Here is a 19,419-nt window from a genome sequence, read left to right as displayed (position 1 = left end):
TACCGCCAAGCTAGCTGCGCGGCATCCGCCGGATCATCCGCGGCGCGCAGGCCAGGGCGGTCCGCATCGTGACCTGCCCCGCCCGCAGCGGTCCCAGGGCTGCCCGGGTCATGCGGCCTTCGTCCCGGCCTTCCGGCGCAGGAAGGCGGCGGCCTCGGCCGCGGGCAGGGGTTTGCCGAACAGGTATCCCTGCGCCTCGCCGCAGCCGGACAGCCGCACCGCGTGGAGCTGCCGCTCCGTCTCGACGCCCTCGGCCGTGACCGCAGCGCCGAGGGAGGCCCCTAGGCCGGCGATGGCCCCGACGATGGCTGCCGTGCCCGGATCGTCCACCGCCTCGACGAAGGAGCGGTCGATCTTGATCCGGTCGAGCGGGAACCTCCGCAGGTAACTCAGCGAAGAGTATCCTGTGCCGAAGTCGTCGAGCGCGAAGCGCACGCCGAGGCCTCGCAACTCGTGCAGGCAGGCCAGGACCGCGGGGTTGTCCCGCAGGAGCGCGGTCTCGGTGATCTCCAACTCCAGGCGACCGGCGTGCAGGCCGGTGGCGGCCAGCGTCGCGACGACGCCCTCGACCAGGCCGGGCCGCATCAGCTGGACGGCCGAGACGTTGACGGCCAGGCGCATGTCTCCCGGCCATCGCGCCGCCTCCTCGCAGGCGTTGCGGAGCACCCACTCGCCGACCGGCACGATGAGCCCCGTTTCCTCGGCCACCGGTATGAAGGCGTCCGGCGGGACGCGGCCTCGGGTCGGGTGCGTCCAGCGGATCAGCGCCTCGAACCCGGTGATCGCCAGCGAGCGCGCGTCGACCACGGGCTGGTAGTGCAGCTCGAACTGGTCCCGCGCGAGCGCCCCGCGCAGGTCGAGCTCCAGCCGCTGCCGGACGCTCGCGGCCTGACCCATCGCAGGGTGATAGAACCGGTACCCGTCGCGGCCCGAGTCCTTGGCCGCGTAAAGCGCGAGGTCGGCGTTCTTGAACAGCGTGTCGCCGTCCCGGCCGTGCTCTGGCGCGAGCGCGATCCCGATGCTGGCCCCGACCGTGATCTCGTGTCCCTCGATGCGGAACGGCGCCTGAAGGGCCTCGACCAGGCGCGCGGCCACGGCGGCGCCCTGCCCCGGGTTGGCGACGGGAGCGGTCAGCACGGCGAACTCGTCCCCGCCGAGCCGCGCCAGGACGTCCCCCTCCCGTAGGCGGTCGCGCATCCGGGCAGCGACGGACCGTAGCAGCGCGTCGCCGGCCGGGTGGCCGAGCGTGTCGTTCACCGCCTTGAAGCGGTCGAGATCCAGGCAGAGCACGGCGCACGTCGCGTCGTGGTGGCCGACTTCTGCGAGCCGTCGGTCGAGGCACTCGCGGAAGCGGGTCCGGTTCGCGAGGCCGGTCAGCGCGTCGTGGTGCGCCATGTGGGCGATCTGGGCCTCGGCCCGCTTACGCGCGGTGATGTCCGTGTAGGTGCGCACCATCCCGCCGCCTTCGAGCGGCACCGTACGGACCTCAAGGACGGTCCCCTCCGGGCGCTCCCGCTCGTGGATCCGGCTGTCGGCCTCCCTCGCCTGCTCCCGTCCCGAAGGAGGCAGCGCCTCGGCCGGGTCCGCCGTCTCGCCGCGGGCGACCTGATGGCGCCGCACCGCCTCGAAACTCGGCTCGCCGCGCAGGAGCTCCCCCGGCAGGTCGAGAAGCTCAAGCGCGCGCCGGTTGTGCACGCGGACACGCCGTGCGGCGTCCACCATAAGGAGGCCCTGGTCCATGTGCTCCAAGGTTGCGCGGAGCAGCGCCGAGGTCGCGCGCAGGTCGTCCTCGACCCGGACGAGGTCGGTCACGTCCATGCAGGCGCCGAACAGCCCGACGACCTCGCCCGCGGCGTCCCGCTCGGCGACCGCGTGGGCCAGCACGACGCGGATCTCGCCGTCCGTACGAACGAAGCGCGGACGATGCTCGTAGGCCTCACCTCCCATGGCGGTCCGCTCAAGGCGGACGCGCACATCTTCTCGGTCCTCCGGATGGAACGTGTCGAGCACCGCTTGCTTCGTCGGCGCCCCGGCCCCGGGTGGACGGCCGAAGATGGGGTACATCCCGTCCGACCACGTGATGCGCTCGCTGGGGAACGCGATGCGCCAGTGGCCGATCTTGGCCCAACGCTCCGCCAGGCCGAGGTCGCGGTTTGCCCGGTGCAGTTCGTTCTCGCGCGCCTGCAGGGCGACCTTCGTCTCCTGCAGGCGAAGGTGCGAGACGGCGAGGGCGGCGAAGTCGCGGAGCCGGCGCCTCCGCGCATCATCCAGCGCCCGCGGCTGCGTGTCGATGAGGCAGAGGGTGCCGAGCCGCAGGCCGTGCTTCAGGCTGAGGGGCGCGCCGGCGTAGAACCGGATGCCGGGCGCGCCGGTGACGAGCGGGTTGCCCGCGAAGCGCGGGTCCAGGCCGGCATCCTCGACCACGAGGATGTCGTCTGACCGGATGGCGTGGTTGCAGAAGGCGGCATTCCGGGCTGTGCTGACCGCGAAGGTCCCGACGCCCGCCACGAACCACTGCCGTTCCGCGTCGACGAGGGAGACGGCCACGGTCGGCGTGCCGAGCATCTCGGCGGCGAGGCGGCAGATGGCGTCGAGATCGGGATCGGGCGGCGAACCGAGGATGCCGAGGCTGCGCAGGGCCGTCAGGCGTTCGGCCTCGTGATCGGCAACGGGATCATGCGCTCGTCCAGTGCCCGGCCGTTCGACCGGCCTTCATCGGGAGGGGCGGGCGGCTCGCTGCGCCGCCGTTCAAGCGAACGTATCGGCGTCAACCGTTAAGGCATACCTACGGGGGGTTCTGGGCAGGCATTCTGGCCCGGCCGCCTCGCTAGACTGGCCATGGACAGGGCGCCGGCGTCTTGTGGGCCGGGGCGGTGGGCTCGCGCGGCATGCCGCGCCCCCTGGCCGGCCTTCCCTTGAAACGGTCGCGACACGCGACTTGCGGGGGCCGCTGTCTGAGCCGCGCGGCCTCGGCCGGCTGACCCACGCATGGTCCAGCGGGGGGCCTGGCCATGGCCGGTTTACACCAGGGCCGAGCTGCATCGGCGCCGGTTCCCGACGGCGCCATGGCCGTGTTCGGCGCAATGACCGCGAGCGAGCGCTGCCGCGGGGGAGGCTCCGTACCGGCACCTGGCCCTGGGCTCCAGCGGCGTCGCGTCGGAACGGGCGACCGCGTCCGGCCCGGTGTCCATCCGGGTGGCGCGCCGAGGCGCGGCCGAGATGGCTCTAGAGGGCGATACGCATCCGGTGAAAGGCTTGTTTAACCTTACCGCCATTCGCTAGCGGGCCATGGTCCGAAATGCTTGCCGTCCGCCGCCGGGTGCCGTAGCTATGGCCATGGCCATGGATGCCCTGGCCTGCAGCTTCGCCCAGGGCTGCGCGGCTTCAGGCCAGGGGAGCACACCATGTTCAACGACCTTCGCTCCGCCGTCAGGCGCATCGAGGAGGAGATCGATAAGGTCGTCGAGGAGCAGAACAGGTTCCTGCGCTCGACCGCGTCGCGTCTGGCGGTCCTCTACCTTCAGAAGGAGCGCATGGAGGAGCTGTTGGCAAAGGCGGGGACGGAGCCTGTCCCGATGCCCTCGCCCGTGACGCCGACCTCGCCCCCTACTCCGGCGAAGCCCGTGCGGACGGGGGCGCCTTCCGTGGTCCTAGGTCGTGCGGCCACGGTGATCGTGGAGGCGCTGGAGCGGGCTGGAGAGGCCGGCCTGTCCGGGACCGAGCTGAACGATGCCGTCCGAGACGCCAAGATGAGCAAGGACGCTTCCGAGAAGGCGAAGACGCGTTTGAAGCGCCTGGGCCTGGTCCGCCACGATGAGCTTGCTCGCCGGTGGTACGCGCTGCCTCCGGCGTAAGTAGGCACCAGATGACGGCGGCCGGAGAAGTCGGGGCGGGCGGGTGCCTGAACCTTAACCAACCGGGAAAAGTCAGTCCAGGCAAGCTACACCGCAGGTGTAAAAACTTGCCGGAACATGGTACTATTCGACTTGGATGATGGAGGCGTGCATGGCGGCCAGTCACCTCAAGCGGGCGTTGACCTCTCGCCCGCATGCTCCGGCGGCTGACCGGCCGGTCGGGCGGGCACGGGCTCGTGGCCCGCCCTTGGGTCGGGCTGACCCGGGACCTCAAGTCTCGGACGAGCAAAAAGAAACGCGCGGCCCATGGGCCGCGCGCTTTACCCTGAACTCGCCTCTCAGTGTCGCAGCTGCCGCGAGTGTCAGGCATCCCGCGCCCAAAAGGCTCGGGATTGGCCAGCCAAGGCCAACGGGTTTCTCCGAGAGGCTGCCAGGCCGCTCGGATCGACGGGCGTACACTAGCCGCACATGCGCGCCTGCGCAAGCGTCTCGTTGCGTTCGTCCTGGATCCCGTTGGCGACCATCGCCGAGGACCCGCCCCCGAGGGGTGCGGGCCCGGTCCCTTCGCCTGCGAGAGGACAAGACCCATGGACGACCTGGATTTCGGTGGCCTCACCGACGACGACCCCGTCTCCGCTGCCTTCCTCGACCCCGACTTCGACCGGTGGGACGGCGACATCGCGCGCGCCCTGGGCCGCCGGGCCGCCGACATCGACGGGCGGGGCCCCTCCGACGGGGACGATGCCGACCGCTGAGCGTCCGCACCGCGGTTCGCTCCCCTCCCCCGGCCCAGGCCGGGGGAGTCCCCTGTCCAGCGACGGGCCGCCCCGCGGCCGTCATGCCGGAGTTCCGTGATGAAGACCCGTGACCAGGAAACGAACGCCTCCCCTCCCGCCCTCGATGATCCCGCCCGGGCAGCATCGTGCCGCCAGGTGCCGCCGGACGCGCACGACCGGTACAGGCCCGTCAACGTCCCCTCCCCGCGTGCGCTGGCGTGCGTAGGCATCAGCCAGGCAGCCCTCGCCGTTCGCGTCGCGGACCTCGGCCTCGACGTCGTCCACATGACGCTGGGCCGCGACGAGGGCACGGGCCTAGTCGTCGCCGCCGCCCTCGACGCGGAGCGGCGCAGACCGGTCGATGTCCTCAGGCTGTTCGGTGACGGCTCGGGCACGGCGGGCGGGCTCGGTGCGGCCTGGCCGTGCCTGGGCGTGCCTGGGCGTGCCGGAAGTCATCGTGGTGGACCACGCCGTCGGGTACCATGACACGGGCTTCCACGAGGCCGCGTGGCGGATGGGGATCCAGGTCCTGCACCGGCCCGCACGTGCACTTCCGGGACACGCGCACCTCAACGCCCTGTTGGGCCGGTCCGGGGCCTGTCGGGACGGTCAAGGGCGAAGCGCCGTGACCATGGCGGCGCTCGTCGGCGCGGTGCATGCCTGGATCGCCGCGTGCTACGCGTCCCCGCGCAGCCGTGACGTGGATCCGATGCGGACCGTCCCGCCCGCCGGCCCGCCGGCAGCGTCGCGGGCTCATGCCTGGGCGTTGCGGGGCAAGGCCGGCCGGAACATGGTCGGCCGGATGGCGGCAAGCCGCCGCTAGGCCTGGCAGGGCCATGGGCCCGCCGTCGCCCGCAGGGCCCTGACGTCCGACCCGGAGGGCGAGGCGCGCCCAATCCAGGGGCCGATGTCCCTGCTTCGCGGCCCCAGCGGACACCGGGCCGCGGCAATCCCTCGCCGAGTGGCAGGGGCCGTCGGAAGCCAAGCCGCTCGCCGGGCGCAACCGACAGGCGCCTTGAGAAGGCGTCAAGGCGGGGGGCAGGGGCGCGCGATGGTGGGCACGAGCGTCGCCGTCCCCGCGCCGCTGCAGCGATGCATCGACGGGGCCCGGCACGACCGCGGCCCCGCCGGGCTCGCCCTCGCCCTCCGGCCGGTCGGATGGTGCGGAGCGCCCGGCGCACCCCTCCTCGTCGAGACGCACGTGCCCGCCTCGGGCACCCGGCGGCCCGGGCCACGGTTCCTGACCCGGCGCCATCGGCGAACCATGTCCCCCGACCTCCGCGGCCGCCACCTCCTCGGATTGGAGGGCCTCGTGGGCGTCGAGCCAGTCACCGATGCGCTGGTCGACCCGGTCGGGAAGACGCCAGGGCACCGAATTGGACATGGGAGGAGCAGAACTCGCCCGGGAAGTCGAAGGGGGAAGCAGCCACTCGCCGCCGGTCTCGTGGTCGAGACGCCCGAGGAAGGTGGGCTCTCCGCTCGCGGGATCGCGCGGTACCAAGCTCCACCGCATGTGCATGGCGTCAAGGACGAAGGACTCGATCAGGGCCCCGCAGGTGCCGAGCGACAAGCTGGCAACGCGCCAGGTGCCGCAGCATGCTCGACCGTGAGCGCGCCCTTCCCCGCGAGCAGATCCCCGATCCCGGTCAGGGGTTCCGAGCGGTTGTGAAACACGCGGAAGGTCCAGACCCCGCTCAACTCCCCGTCCGCGTCACCGCCCTCCCCGGAGGTAGGCGAGACCAGCGCTCGGCCTGAGAGCCACGCAATCCTGTGACCGCGCGGGCCAGGCCTTGCTTGGCACACGGATGTCCCCGCTTGCGGCCGAGGATCGGAGGGCGGGCCGCAGCTTGTCCCTTTCACGACCGCCCGGACGATCAACGCGTGCTCCCGGGCGGAGCAGCACTCTGCCGATTCGGGCCCGCGCCACTCGCGAGCAGCGGTCCCGGCGGGCCCCGCGAGGGTGCCTGATCCGCGGCGGGGCGGCTCCGTCCCAACTCTCCGGTGCCCGCATGCCCACTTCCGGCCAAGTTCCGTGTGCCTTCAACGCGTCCGACGCTTCTACCGCCGGCATCCCGCCCGTCTCGGAGGAGGAAATCCGTCGGGCGATGCGGGCCGTCTTCGCGGTTTGCGCACCCGAATCGAGCATGATCCTGAACGTGTTGCTGGACAACCTTCTCACTGCCAGCCAAGCGGGAGGCATCCTGCGGTCCAAGCTGCACGGCCTGGACGTCGGCTTGCGCAAGCACCTCAGGCAGACGTGGCTCGACGGGGTCGTCATGCCGCTCGCCAGGTCGCGCAACCCACTCCATCGCGCCGCCTTCTCCGCCCTGCCGCAACTGCGGGACCCGCGGGACGTCTCCGGCCTCCTCGCGGCTGTCGGACAGATCGCGGGCGAGGTCCCGGAGCACACCACGGCGCGGGATCACCTCGACGGTGCCGTCCGCTTCCTGGAGGCGCTCCCGATCCTGATGCGCGCGGTCGAGGCTCTCGAAGCCCGGACCTTCGCCCAGGGGGCGGGCCGCTCGCGAGCGGTCGGGTACGATTCGGGGGCACGCGACGACACGCTTGCCCGTCAGGTGCGGTCGGTCGCGCATGAGTTCCGCAAGGCGGCGCGGAAGGCGCTCGCGCCCCTCGTGGTGCGCCTCGCGGACGCCATCTTCGAGGCGGAGTTAGGAGCGGTCCGAAGCGCGTCGTTCGCCCGGGCCGCGCCGGTTCTGCGGTCGCCCCCGGTCGGGGGACCGAGGAAGCGGGGCTTGGAGGGGCCGCCCTGGCGTCGTCGCCTGCTCGAAGGGCTGCAGGGCGATATCTGGGGCGGCTTGGGGGAGGCGCTGGAAACCGTGCTGCGGCGCCATCCCGGGCTGGAGGTCATGGAGGTCGCCGTCGAACGCAGCGGCGACCTCTGCGGGCAGGCTCGGGCGATCCTGGCGCGACACGGGGTCCGGTTTGCGGTCGCCACCTGCTTCGACCTTCAGCTCGGCTCGATGCAGCACAGGGCAGAGGATCTCGTCGGGCCCGGCCACCGGTCCGACCGGCCCGCCTGGGCCGAGGTGGACGCGTGTCTCGACGCCCATGTGCCGCCGGAACTCGACACCTCCTCCTTCCGCCTGATGCTCCGCATCCTGGAACGGGACGGCGGCGACGGCTTCGTGCTCGATGCCTACGCGGAGGATCAGCTCGTGATCGCTTGCCGCGCCGGTGGCCAGCTTCCGGCGGATTTCGCGGACTGGCTCGTCCGGGCCGCCGACGCCGAGGGCGTGACCCTGCGGTTCGCCGCCGACGACGGTGGACCACCGGTCTCCGAACTGGCGCGCGTCGGCTTCGCGTGGGCGGAGGGAAAGGAGCGGTTCTTCATGACGCGGTCGGCCGCGCCCGACCCAGGAACAGGCCCCTTGCCCTGAATGGCGTTCTGCCGGGCGCGGGTTGAAGGGAGGGCCGGCCGATGTCGCGGGCGCCGGCCCCACATCCCGCGCGAGCGGCGCAAGCCCCGGGCCGATGTCGCCGGTCCGGGTTCGATGATGAGCCGGGGCGCCTTCGGGGCGCGCCGGCACCGGTCGGCAGCCGCCCTGCCGGCTCGGCACGTGGCGACCGAAGCCTCGGGCCGCACAGTATCGTAAGAGGGATCGAGCGGGCCCTCTCCGGTTCCCCCTGTCCTCTTGAAGCGACGCGAGGCGGCACGGCGGCGCCATGTTCCTCGGGCCGCGCCTACCATGGCCGGGCGCGTGCCGGGATCGGACGCGGATGGAACGGCCGCGGGCATGCTCCAGGGCCGCTCGCGTTGCCGGTGGCGAGGCCTCGGGAAGTCGCCCGGCCGCGCAGGCATTGGAAACGGCCAAGGTTCCCGCGACCGACGGTCCAGCAGCCGGTGAAAGCACGCAGCGCCTTATGGACACCAAGCTCGAACTCATGTTGTTGTCGAGCTTAGATGACAGGGGGAGCCGACATGGTGATCGTCAGGATGCCGGGTGGCGACGTCGAGTATATCGCTCCGGACGAGCTCCTGTGGATGCGTCAGGCTTTTGACCACGAGTTCAAGGATGCGGTGATGCTCCGCATCACGGGTGACCGGATCTACTCCGTGGAGACGGTGGCTTCCCTGGCCGCGAAGTTCGCCGCAGCCGGGGCTGCCATGGCTCGGCTGACCCCTCCCGAGGGGGCCATCGAGATGATGGTCAGCGCGGAACGGGTCCGCGAGGTCGAGCCGCCGAGCCCCGCCATCCACCACGAGGGCGCCGGATCGGTCCTCAAGTTCGGTCCCAAGCTGATGCTCGCTGTGCGTGAGAGCGAGGCCGAAGCGGAGGCCGTCCTGGCCGAGGCGCTCAAGGGTCGGTCGCCGGCACCTGCGGCATTGGCCGCGGCGGCCCTGGGAGGCGCCATCGTCGGTGCTGCGGTCGCCGTAGCCGTGACGGCGCCGGGCGCGGAAGGCCCGGATCGCGAGCCACAGGAGCGCCCGGAACCGGCGTGAGGGCCGCGGCGGCGCGCCGGGCCCGCTCGTACTCCCTCGCCCGGCCCGCCCGTGCCGTCGGAGCGGGCCAGCTGTGTCCGCGCCCCGGGTGTGGCTGCCGGCGGGCACGGCTGGCGATGCAGACGACGCGTCGCCGCGCGCCGCTTCCGCTCAGGGTGCGGGCTCCGAGCAGGACACGCCGGTCGCGCAGGGCGGTGGCATGCGCCGCTCCTCCGAGTTCGGTGTAGGCGGGGCTAGGCCGAGCCCTCCGGAGCGGCCGGTCCCCGCCGATCTCGTTCGCCCTATGTTCCAATCCTGGTGCGCCTGCCCTAGTGTCTTGCCGGCGCGAGCGGCACCGTTCCGAACGGAATCCGTGGACAACAGCGGAATCCCGGCGTGACGCGTCGGCGGGCCGGAACGTAGACCGGGGCGCACGGTGTTGTGGGTCGGCAGTGGACCGGGCGTCCTCGCCGCAACGGGATCGAGGGATGGCAGATCAACTCGACTGGGGACGCCTCCTCAACTCCCAGCGGCGCAAGGGTAAGGCCGCAGGCAGAGCCCACACGGCGCGGCTGGGCGAGGACCGGACCGAGCACGAGCGTGACCACGACCGTATCCTGTTCTCGACGCCGGTGCGGCGCCTCCAGGACAAGACCCAGGTCTTCCCCTTGGAACGCAACGACAGCGTCCGCACCCGGCTGACCCACAGCCACGAGGTGGCGAACATGGCGCGGAGCATGGGGACCACCCTCGCCTTCGTGCACGGCGGGGCGCTGGGGTTCCCCGCGGAGGTCGAGCCCCTGCGCAACGTGCCCGCCCTCCTTGAGGCCATCGGGCTCGCCCACGACCTCGGCAATCCGCCATTCGGACATCAGGGAGAGACCGCGATCCAGACCTGGGTGAAGCGCCACTCCGCCCGGCGAAAGGATGACCCGACCTCGTTCGACATCTTCGACGCGCCGGACCTGAGCGAGCCGATGCGCCGTGATTTCCTGAAATTCGAGGGCAACGCGCAGGCGTTCAGGCTGCTGACGCGATTGCAGATCCTGAACGACGACTTCGGCCTGAACATGACCTATGCCTTCCTGGCGGCCCTGATGAAGTACCCCGTGCCGTCGGACGCGGTCGACAAGACCTCCCAGGCAAGAAAGAAGTTCAACTTCTTCCAATCGGAGGCCGAGATCGCCGCCGAGGTCTGGGCCGAGACCGGCTTGCAGCAGGGCGTCCGCCATCCCCTGACCTTTGTGATGGAGGCTTGCGACGACATCGCGTACTCGGTGGTGGACGTCGAGGACGCGGCCAAGAAGAAGCTGATCAACTTCAACGTGCTGACGGCTTGGCTGCGTCACGACGCTTGCGACGACGAGTTGACGCTCGACGTCTGCGAGCGGGCCGAGCGCAGCCACGCCGAGTTCCGGGACGCGGGATTGTCGCCCGGTGAACTCGACGACATCTCGATGCAGATGTTCCGCGTCGACGCCATCGGGAAGATGGTGCGGGCCGCGGTCGGGGCGTTCGTGGCGAACCGGGATGCCATCATGGCCGGCGCGTTCGACAGGGAGCTGATGGCGGCCTCCGAGGCGGTCGTGCTGTGGACCTCGTTGAAGCGCTTCGCCAAGTTTCACGTCTACCGCCACCGCAGCGTCCTCGAAGTCGAGCTCGACGGGCACCGGACCGTTCACGAGCTCATGGACATGTTCTGGAAGGCCATCGTCGGGCGCAAGGATCCGGACGACCTGCGCTCCGACCGCGAGGCGTTGCCGGCCTACGTGTATTCCCGGATCTCGGAGAACTACCGGCGCGTCGCCGAGGCGCCCGGGAACGCGATGCCGTTGCGCTACCGCGAACTGCAGCTCGTCACCGACATGATCTCGGGTATGACCGACACGTTCGCGGTGTCCCTGCGCGACGACCTGAGGCGGCACCATGGCTGACCTTGGCTCCCCCGTCCGCGACGGCGCGGAGCTGTGCCGGCGGATGCAGGCCTTCCTCGCGGACGAGGCTCGCGGGGGCCCCGAGATCGCGGATCTGATCGGCCATCTCGGGCAGGTGGGCGAGGTTGCGATCTTCGGCGGCATGGCTCGGGACCTCGCCCGGGGCGGGGCTGCGGCCTTCGCGTCGGACGTGGACCTGGTCGTGCACGCGCCGCCGGCGCGCTTGGCGGAGCTGATGCGGGACGGCGCGGCCGTTCGGAACCGCTTCGGCGGCTACCGCATCGCCGGGCGCCGCCACACGTACGACGTGTGGGCCCTACCCTCCACTTGGGCGGTCCGGTCCGGCCACGTGCAGGCCGCCCATCTGGCCGACCTGGTGCACACCACCTTCTTCGACTGCGACGCCGTGGTTTACCTGTGCGGCTCCCGCCAGGTTCACCACGGGCCGCGTTTCACGGCCTGGCTGCGCGACGCGGTCGTCGACACCAACCTGGAAGAGAACCCGAACCCGCACGGGGTCGTGGTCCGCGCGTTACGGATCCTCGAACATCAGCAGGCCGTCGGGCCTGGCCTGGAGAGGTATCTCCGCAGGATGGCCAAGGGGCATGCGGGGAGCCTCGACAGGAACCTCGCATCACGCCTGTCCAGCATCCTGGCAGACCTGCGCCCGCTATCCTCCGGCACGGGGCCACGGCCGCCGGCGCGGCACGCGGGCGCGCCGACCGGCCTTGCCCGGAGCGAGCAAGCACGACCGTGATAATGGGGCCCTGCGGCCCTCGCCACCGTGGCGGGTGAAGAGGAACCCGGCCGGGACGGGCGGGACCGGACGAACCGGTTTAGGAGCCCCGACCGTGCCCATCGTGCGCCGCCGGCGCCGAGGTGCCCCGGATCGTCCTGGTCCGGCCCGCGCGATCCCGGCTTCGAGGCCGGGGCGCCTCGCGAGTTGCCGGGCCTTGTCCACGGAACCGACCTTGCGCCGAGGCGGACGCCACCACCCCTGGCCACCGGGCCGAGGTCGGGCGTCAATCAACCCACGGCAGCGCGCGGCGGGCGGCAACGCATGGTGACTGCGTGCGAGCATGGCCGTGTGGCCAGGGCGCGCGCCGACCACGTCCCATCGGGGCGCGGGCGCGTTTCCCGGACCGGAATGCCCTTGGAGATGGCCGGTCGACGGGGTGCGGCGCCGCGACGAGGGGAAGGGGCGCGGGCCGGGCGGCACGCTCCCGGGTCCAGCTCGATCAAGGCCGTGGGTTGGGACGCTGCAGGGCGCCTGACGGATGCTTCCGGGGGTGTTCCTCGGCGGGCTCCTCCAGGTCGGCCAGGATCGGGCAATCCGGCCGGTGGTCGCCCGAACAGCAATCAACCAATGTCTGGAGCGTGGCGACCATCTGGCTCAGGTGGGCGATCCTCTCGCGAAGCTCGATCATGTGCGCCGTCGCGACCCGCTTGACGTCGGCGCTCCGCCTTGACCGGTCGCGCCACAGGTCGAGGAGCTCGTTGATCGCGGCCATGGAGAAGCCAAGGTCCCGGGCCCGCCGGACGAAGCGCAGCATGTGCACGTCCTCGGACGAGTAGTCCCGGTAGCCAGAATCCCTGCGGCCGGCCGGCGGGATCAGGCCGGTCTGCTCGTAGTAGCGGATCATCTTGGCCGAGACGCCGGAGGCCCTGGCTGCCTGACCGATGTTCATGGAGTTCCTCCCATCGCCGGCGCGCCGACCTGGCGGAGGCCGGCGCGCGGTATCGCCTCCTCCGGACGGAAGCCGCGCAGCCGCAGCGCGTTGCCGAGGACGAAGACGCTCGACAGGGCCATCGCGGCCGCGGCGAGGACCGGCGACATCAGGACGCCCCAGGCGGGGTATAGCGCCCCTGCTGCCACCGGGACCAGGGCCGTATTGTAGGCGAATGCCCAGAACAGGTTCTGCCGGATGTTGGCGATGGTCGCGCGCGACAGCGCGATGCCGGTCGCGACCCCGCCCAGGCTGCCCGACATCAGCACCACGTCGGCGGCCTCGATGGCGACGTCGGTGCCGGTGCCGACTGCCAAGCCGACATCCGCTTCCGCGAGTGCGGGCGCGTCGTTGATGCCATCGCCGATGAAGGCCAGCTTACCGTGCTCCGCCTTCAGCCTACGCACCGCCTCGACCTTGCCGGCGGGCGGCACCTCGGCGACCACCTCGTCGATGCCGAGCCGCCGCGCGACGGCCTCAGCCGTGCGGCGGTTGTCGCCCGTGATCATCGCGACCTTGAGCCCGAGGGCGCGCAGCGCGGCGACCGCGGCTGGGGTCGTGTCCTTCATGGGGTCGGCGACCGCGATGACCGCGGCCAAGCGCCCGCCGATGGCGGCGTAGAGCGGGGATTTGCCCTCGTCGCCCATCCGCGCCGCGGCCGCGGCGAAGGCCCCGACGTCCAGCCCGAGCTCACGCATGTAGCGGTCGGCGCCGATCTCCACCCGCTCGCCGTCGACCTCGGCCCTGGCGCCGAGTCCGGCGACGGCTTCGAAGGCCTGGACCTCGGGTAGCGGAATGGCCTCGGCCTGCGCCGCCGCTACGATGGCCCGTGCGATCGGGTGCTCGGACCTGTCCTCGACGGCCGCGATCCGCCCCAGTACGTACGCACGGTCGAAGCCTGCGGTCACCTGCAGATCCGTCAGGGCGGGACGACCCTCGGTCAGCGTGCCGGTCTTGTCGACCGCGACGACCTTGGCATCCCTCAGGAGTTGGAGCGCCTCGCCCTTGCGGAAGAGGATGCCCAGCTCGGCGGCCCGACCGGTGCCGACCATGATCGAGGTGGGTGTGGCGAGGCCCATGGCGCAGGGGCAGGCGACGATGAGAACGGCCACCGCATTGACGAGCGCGAAGGTCAGCGCCGGCGACGGCCCGAGCACGATCCAAGCGGCGAAAGTCAGCGCCGCCGCCGCCATCACGGCTGGCACGAACCACATGGTCACCTTGTCGACCAGGGCCTGGATCGGCAGCTTCGAGCCTTGAGCCTCCTCGACCATGCGGATGATCTGCGACAGCACGGTCGCCTCGCCGACCGCCGTCGCGCGACAGGTGAGCGCACCCTGCCTGTTGACGGTCCCGCCCACCAGCGTGCTGCCTCGGGTCTTCGCCACCGGGACCGGCTCGCCGGTGATCATCGATTCGTCGACGTAGCTCTCCCCGTCGGTCACGGCGGCGTCCACGGGGATGCGCTCGCCGGGGCGCACCTCGACGATGTCGCCGGCCACGACGTCTGACACCGGGATCTCGACCGAGGTGACGCCGCGCCGGACCCGGGCGACCTTCGCCTGCAAGCCGGCCAGTCTCGTGATCGCCTCAGAGGTGCGTCCCTTGGCCCGGGCCTCCAGGAAGCGGCCGAGCAGGATCAAGGTGACGATGACGGCCGCCGCCTCGTAGTAGACGTTGACCGTCCCCGCGGGCAGCAAGGATGGCGCGAAGGTCGCGACGGCTGAGTAGGCGTAGGCCGCGAGCGTGCCCACCGCCACGAGCGAGTTCATGTCCGGCGCGAGGCGACCCAGCGCGGGGATGCCCTTCACGTAGAAGCGGATGCCCGGCACGGCGAGGACCAAGGTCGTCAGCGCGAACTGGACGTACCAGCTTTGCTGCATGCCGATGGTCCGCGCGACCATCGCGTGCATGCCGGGGATGAGGTGCGAACCCATCTCCAGGACGAAGATGGGCAGCGTCAGCACGGCGGCGATGGAGAGATCGCGCCCGAGGTTCGAACGCTCGGTCTCCCTGCGCCGCGCGGCCTCATCGTCGGCGGAGGGGGGCCCGCCGACCGGACGCGCGGTGTAGCCGGCGGCGGAGACGGCGGCGGCGAGTGCGTGCAGGTTGGCCGTGCCGCGCACGCTCGCCCGCTCGGTCGCGAGGTTCACCATCGCCTCGGCGACACCCGGCACCGCCTTGAGCGCGCGCTCGACGCGTCCGACGCACGATGCGCAGGTCATGCCCTCGATGCAGAGCTCGACGGCTTGTGCAGGCACGGAATAGCCGGCAGCCTCGACGGCCTGCGCCAATCGCTCGGGATCGAGCGAACCACTGGTCCGGATATCTGCGCGTTCCGTAGCCAGGTTGACGCTGACGGCCTCGACGCCCTCGACCTTGCCTAGGGCCCGCTCGACACGGCCGACGCAGGACGCGCAGCTCATCCCCTCGACAGGCAGGCTGATTGTCGTTCCCGCGGTCTTCCTCGGCCTGGACTGAGCCTCCATCGGCCAACTCCTCAGGTGTCATGAACCGGACGCCGCTGGAAATGGGGCTTCCCATCGTTGGAAGGTCAAGGGTGGGATCTCGCGAAGGCGGGTTTCGCCCTTCCGGCGGCGCGCGGATGCGTCGTCCTCCATGCCTCGAAAGAGATCCGGTCCCTTTGCCGCCTTCCGTCGCGGGGCTGGCGTGCGGCTGCCGCGTGAGGCACGTCGCGTAGGCAGCGCGCGTGGCCGGCCCGCACGCCACGGCCGGAGCCGCAGGGCGCTGGCGGCGGACGTCGAACGCGGGAACCTGGCGGAAACGAGACGGGGATGAACATGCCCGCACATCTTCGTGGCCGGGGCTCTTCCGTCGCCGGCAGGACGGCGGCCGAGCCCGGCAGGCGGCCGTCCGTGCGGACGTGGTCGGCCGGTGCGGGCCAGGGACCGACGCCGAAACGGGGCCTGCGCCGGCGGCATGGCGGCGTCCCTCCCCTGCCCCCGAGCCGGTTCAGCAGCCGGGCCGGTGCCGCTTTCCCGAGGCGGCTCAGGTGCATCCTGCCGCGTGGTCGGAGCCGCTCCGGCGGCTGACACGTCGGTGCTCACCGCCGGAATGCGGACCGGGCGCTGCGGCCCGCACCCGGCCGTCGACCGCGACGGACGACCCGGGAGCGTCGTCGGTCGTGAACGCCGGAGGCCCCCGGGTCGCCGTCATGTTCGGTCAGGATATTCATTTTCATTCACAAGCGACAGCGCCGCGTCGACGACGTCGCGGAAGGCCTGCGAGCGTTCGCAGGCCGCGAGAAGGCGCCGCGTCCATGCCTCCGACGGGAGGGCGGCGCCCTTATGCCGGCCGCCGAGGTAGGATCGTATCGCTGCCTCCAGCTCCGGGCGGGGGGTATGTCGACCGCGCAAGAGTTTTGAAATGTTGGCTTGGCTGGAGCCCAGCGTGCGGGCGAGCGCGTCCTGGCTCAGGCCGTCCTCTCGGCGGGCTCGTTCCAGCGCCGCCGCGATGGCGGCGCGCTCTCCGTCGCCGGATCCTGCCTTGCGTCCTCTCATGGTTTGAATGAAAATGAATATCCGGGGACGGCGTCAAGGGGAATCGCGACTATGCTGCTCGAAGCGGAAGGCCGCCCGAAGGCTGCACGGCGTACGCTGCCCGATCCGGATGCCGAGGTCGTGCCCGGGGTCCGCTGGGGTCGGCCCGAGTGGGTGCCGAGTGCCGCGTTCTGGGCGGACATGGTCAGCCGCGCCAGCGAGCAGTCCGACGGGTTCGTCAACCGCGACGGCTCCCTGCAGGAGGAGGTCGGGTTCTGCCTGCTCGGCGGCTACGGCATCACGGCTGAGGTCAACCATGCCGTTCACGACCGGTTGGTGGAGGCCGGCGTGTTCGTGCCGGGACGCCGCCCGGCCGAGGCGGATATCGAAGCTCTGCTGCTGCAGCCGGTCCTGCTCGGCGGCCGCCCGGTCCGCTACCGCTTCCCGCACCAGCGGGCCCGACGGCTCGCGGTCGCGTTGGGGATGATCGAGGATGAGCCGCCCCCGACCGACGACGCCCTGGCGTTCCGCCGCCACCTCATGCGGATCCCGGGCATCGGGCCGAAGACCGCATCCTGGATCACCCGCAACTGGCTGGGCAGCGACGAAGTCGCGATCCTGGATATTCACATCATCCGGGCCGGTCTCCTGATCGGCCTCTTCGACCGCTCGATGCGGGTACCGCGCGACTACGAGGCGCTGGAGCGGCGCTTCCTGGAGTTCTGCGGGGCGCTCGGCGCCAGGCCGTCCCTGCTCGACGCGGTGATGTGGCGGGCGATGAGGAATATCGGCCGGGGTCCCGTTTGACGGCGGCCGGCGAAAGAGGCCACTATCGTCTAGGTTTGCGTCTAGGGATCGCGATGTCAGGCGGTAGCAAGTCCAGCACACGCAGGGGCCCGCGTCTGGGGCCAGGTACGCCGTCACCGGTGTCGCCCCGGGGGCAGGAGGGCCAGGGCGGCGGCGAAGGGCTCGGCGGGGGCGCGGACCCTTGCAACCTGCGCTACGACACCGACCTGACGGGCGTGCGGACCCCTGCGGTGGCGACGGTCCGCGAGCGGGACGTCCTGGACGTGACCCTGCACCGGGAGGATCCCTTCGAGACGGCCGTGTGCCGCACGCGGCCCGCGGCCGACATCGTCGGCTCGCTCGCGGGCATGGAGGGCTTGGACCAACTCCTCGGCTGCCTGCGGGCCGGGCATCGGTACGAGGCCCGGGTCATCGAGGTCGACCGCACCCGCTGTCGCGTCCTGGTCGAGCGGGTGGCGCGTTGATCGTCGCCGGCGGCTGCTACCTGGAAGTCTGTACCGTCCCGCGCTGGAGGCGCCTCTTCGGCTCCGGAGGGCGGGCTGCCGCATCGGTCGGCCGGCTGTCGCCCGGGACCGAACTCCATACCTATGCCCACCGGGGGTGGGTCTCGGACGTCCGAAGCTCGATGCACGCGTTCGGCGTGGGCGCGACCGTCCAACCGATCGACGAGAGGATCTCGTTCTCCTACTTCCATCCCCTCTCGCCCGCGCTGCTCGAACCGGCCGTGCCCGCTGCGCAACCTGCCCTCACCGTGTCCGGCGACGTGGTGCTGCGGTTCGGCTTCGTGGAAGGCGACGCCGTCGTTTCGGCGCGGCGCGCCGTCCACGATCCGCAGACCGGCCATGCGGCGAGCCCCTTCCGCGCCAACGGGTCCCGGGTCGAGCGCCTCGCCGTCGTGCTGAACCAGGGCGAGGCGGAGGCCGCGACCGGCGCGGCGGGCGACGACGTGGGCGCCGCGCTGCTCGCCGCGCACGACGCCGAGGTCGTCGTGGTCAAGCGCGGGTGCGAGGGCGCGCGAGTGTTCCGGGCCGGAGGCGTGCCGGCCGACATCCCGGCCTACCGCTCCGAGCGCGTGTTCAAGATCGGGTCCGGCGACGTGTTCAGCGCGGCCTTCGCGCACCATTGGGGCGAGCGCGGGCTGGGCGCCGTCGACGCCGCGGACCTGGCCTCGCGCAGCGTCGCACACTTCGTCGACTACCACGCGCTGCCCCTGCCCCCCGCCGCCGAGCTCGCGTCCCAGCCCGCCCTGCCCGCCGGCCGACGTCCCGGCCTGATCTACCTGGCAGGACCCTTCTTCGACCTCGCGCAACGTTGGCTCGTCGAGGAGGCGCTCGAACGGCTCCAGGCACTGGGCGCGCCGGTGTTCTCTCCCCTGCACGAGGTCGGTACGGGCCGTCCGGCCCAGGAAACCGCGGCCGCCGATCTCGAAGGCCTGGACCGCTGTGCCGCGCTGCTCGCGCTGCTCGACGGCGCCGATCCGGGCACCCTGTTCGAGGTCGGCTACGCGCGCGCTCGCGGCAAGCCCGTCGTCGTCCTTGCCGAGCGGCTCGACGACCCGAACCTGACGATGCTCGTCGGCACCGGCTGCCGGGTCGCTCGCGACCTGACATCCGCGCTCTACCAGGCGGCCTGGGCTGCCATGGAATGAGGGCGCTCCTGCTCTCGGGGGGGCTCGACTCGGCGGCCATCGCCGCCTGGCAGAGGCCGGACGTCTGCCTCACGGTCGATTACGGACAGAGGCCGGCCGAGGGCGAGATCGCCGCGGCGGCCTCGGTCGCGCGCGAGCTGGGGCTTCGCCACGAGGTCGCGCGGGTCGACCTGTCGGCCCTTGGACTCGGCCCACTCGCGGGACGTGCGGCCTCGGATCTGGCGCGCGCGCCCGAGTGGTGGCCTTACCGCAACCAGATGCTGGTGACGCTCGCCGGCATGCGGTTCGTGGCCGAGGGACTGACCGAGATCCTGCTCGGGGCGATCCGGACGGACGTCCATGCCGACGGTCGCGCCCCTTTCCTGCGGACCGTCGACCGGCTGATGCACCTTCAGGAGGGAGGCGTCCGGGTCATGGCCCCGGCGCGCCACCTCTCGGCCCTGGAGCTTGTCAGGCGGTCGGGGATCCCCCGTTCACTCCTGGGCGCCACCTTCTCCTGCCATGTCATGGAATACGCTTGCGGTCGGTGCCGTGGCTGCGAGAAGCACCAGGAAACGCTGGCGCGCATCGATGGCGGCCGGGCCCGCGCCGACACCCCGGCCCAGGCGTCCGCGGCGACGGGAGGTTGAGGCAGGTCGTGTCCCTGATGGTGGTGTAGCTCGCTGGTAGCGGGAGAGCCCGCCTGCGCGCCCTTCACAGCGCTGTAGCAGGCGGGCTCTCCCGCGGGGTGGC

Annotated in this window: 15 protein-coding genes; 11 read left to right on the top strand and 4 right to left on the bottom strand. The window is 71.6% G+C overall.

Annotation, left to right across the window (positions count from 1 at the left end; translation table 11 throughout):
- Nucleotides 1-108: 108 nt before the first annotated feature.
- Nucleotides 109-2,586, bottom strand: a complete 2,478-nt coding sequence (locus MTDSW087_RS20940; protein WP_280525283.1) for a sensor domain-containing phosphodiesterase — start codon at nucleotides 2,584-2,586, stop codon at nucleotides 109-111.
- An 818-nt stretch (nucleotides 2,587-3,404) separates the two neighbouring features.
- Here MTDSW087_RS20940 and MTDSW087_RS20935 point away from each other — a divergent pair.
- From MTDSW087_RS20935 to MTDSW087_RS20910, 7 genes are all read left to right on the top strand, one after another.
- Nucleotides 3,405-3,854, top strand: coding sequence for a hypothetical protein (locus tag MTDSW087_RS20935; protein ID WP_066920372.1), 450 nt, complete (start codon nucleotides 3,405-3,407; stop codon nucleotides 3,852-3,854).
- 587 nt (nucleotides 3,855-4,441) lie between these two features.
- Nucleotides 4,442-4,609 (top strand): hypothetical protein, encoded by a 168-nt coding sequence (locus MTDSW087_RS30330; RefSeq protein WP_156453582.1) that lies wholly within the window; start codon nucleotides 4,442-4,444, stop codon nucleotides 4,607-4,609.
- 99 nt (nucleotides 4,610-4,708) lie between these two features.
- Entirely contained in the window at nucleotides 4,709-5,116 is a 408-nt protein-coding gene (locus MTDSW087_RS20930) for a hypothetical protein (RefSeq protein WP_144766835.1), read from the top strand.
- Between the two features lie 1,658 nt (nucleotides 5,117-6,774).
- Complete coding sequence (locus tag MTDSW087_RS20925) at nucleotides 6,775-8,028, top strand: hypothetical protein (protein ID WP_144766834.1); 1,254 nt, start codon at nucleotides 6,775-6,777, stop codon at nucleotides 8,026-8,028.
- A gap of 542 nt (nucleotides 8,029-8,570) precedes the next feature.
- Nucleotides 8,571-9,092: a hypothetical protein gene (locus tag MTDSW087_RS20920; RefSeq protein ID WP_144766833.1), complete on the top strand. Its 522-nt coding sequence runs from the start codon at nucleotides 8,571-8,573 to the stop codon at nucleotides 9,090-9,092.
- 467 nt (nucleotides 9,093-9,559) lie between these two features.
- Nucleotides 9,560-11,005: a dGTP triphosphohydrolase gene (gene dgt / locus MTDSW087_RS20915; protein ID WP_144766832.1), complete on the top strand. Its 1,446-nt coding sequence runs from the start codon at nucleotides 9,560-9,562 to the stop codon at nucleotides 11,003-11,005.
- A complete protein-coding gene (locus tag MTDSW087_RS20910; RefSeq protein ID WP_186383941.1) occupies nucleotides 10,998-11,762 on the top strand; it encodes a nucleotidyltransferase family protein in 765 nt (254 codons plus the stop codon). The genes dgt and MTDSW087_RS20910 overlap by 8 nt, the downstream gene beginning before the upstream one ends.
- Nucleotides 11,763-12,243: 481 nt before the next feature.
- Here MTDSW087_RS20910 and cueR read toward each other — a convergent pair whose 3' ends face one another.
- The 3 genes from cueR to MTDSW087_RS20895 all read right to left on the bottom strand — a co-directional run bounded on the left by cueR (nucleotide 12,244) and on the right by MTDSW087_RS20895 (nucleotide 16,253).
- Entirely contained in the window at nucleotides 12,244-12,693 is a 450-nt protein-coding gene (gene cueR / locus MTDSW087_RS20905; RefSeq protein WP_144766831.1) for a Cu(I)-responsive transcriptional regulator, read from the bottom strand.
- On the bottom strand, nucleotides 12,690-15,221 hold the full coding sequence (locus tag MTDSW087_RS20900; protein ID WP_144766830.1) for a heavy metal translocating P-type ATPase: 2,532 nt from the start codon (nucleotides 15,219-15,221) through the stop codon (nucleotides 12,690-12,692). The genes cueR and MTDSW087_RS20900 overlap by 4 nt, the downstream gene beginning before the upstream one ends.
- A 684-nt stretch (nucleotides 15,222-15,905) precedes the next feature.
- The gene (locus tag MTDSW087_RS20895; protein ID WP_144766829.1) at nucleotides 15,906-16,253 is read right to left on the bottom strand and encodes a helix-turn-helix domain-containing protein; all 348 of its coding nucleotides are present in this window, start codon (nucleotides 16,251-16,253) and stop codon (nucleotides 15,906-15,908) included.
- 51 nt (nucleotides 16,254-16,304) lie between these two features.
- On the opposite strand from MTDSW087_RS20895, the gene MTDSW087_RS20890 reads away from it, so the two are divergent.
- The 4 genes from MTDSW087_RS20890 to MTDSW087_RS20875 all read left to right on the top strand — a co-directional run bounded on the left by MTDSW087_RS20890 (nucleotide 16,305) and on the right by MTDSW087_RS20875 (nucleotide 19,316).
- Nucleotides 16,305-17,039 (top strand): 8-oxoguanine DNA glycosylase, encoded by a 735-nt coding sequence (locus tag MTDSW087_RS20890; RefSeq protein WP_066920526.1) that lies wholly within the window; start codon nucleotides 16,305-16,307, stop codon nucleotides 17,037-17,039.
- Nucleotides 17,040-17,158: 119 nt separating this feature from the next.
- Nucleotides 17,159-17,503, top strand: a complete 345-nt coding sequence (locus MTDSW087_RS20885) for a hypothetical protein (protein ID WP_238179518.1) — start codon at nucleotides 17,159-17,161, stop codon at nucleotides 17,501-17,503.
- Between the two features lie 161 nt (nucleotides 17,504-17,664).
- Nucleotides 17,665-18,687, top strand: coding sequence for a PfkB family carbohydrate kinase (locus MTDSW087_RS20880; protein WP_238179520.1), 1,023 nt, complete (start codon nucleotides 17,665-17,667; stop codon nucleotides 18,685-18,687).
- On the top strand, nucleotides 18,684-19,316 hold the full coding sequence (locus MTDSW087_RS20875) for a 7-cyano-7-deazaguanine synthase (RefSeq protein ID WP_144766827.1): 633 nt from the start codon (nucleotides 18,684-18,686) through the stop codon (nucleotides 19,314-19,316). The genes MTDSW087_RS20880 and MTDSW087_RS20875 overlap by 4 nt, the downstream gene beginning before the upstream one ends.
- Nucleotides 19,317-19,419: the final 103 nt, after the last annotated feature.

The organism is Methylobacterium dankookense, from assembly GCF_902141855.1.
GTDB classification, from domain to species: Bacteria; Pseudomonadota; Alphaproteobacteria; order Rhizobiales; family Beijerinckiaceae; genus Methylobacterium; species Methylobacterium dankookense.
This window is presented reverse-complemented; position numbering and strand designations above follow the sequence as displayed.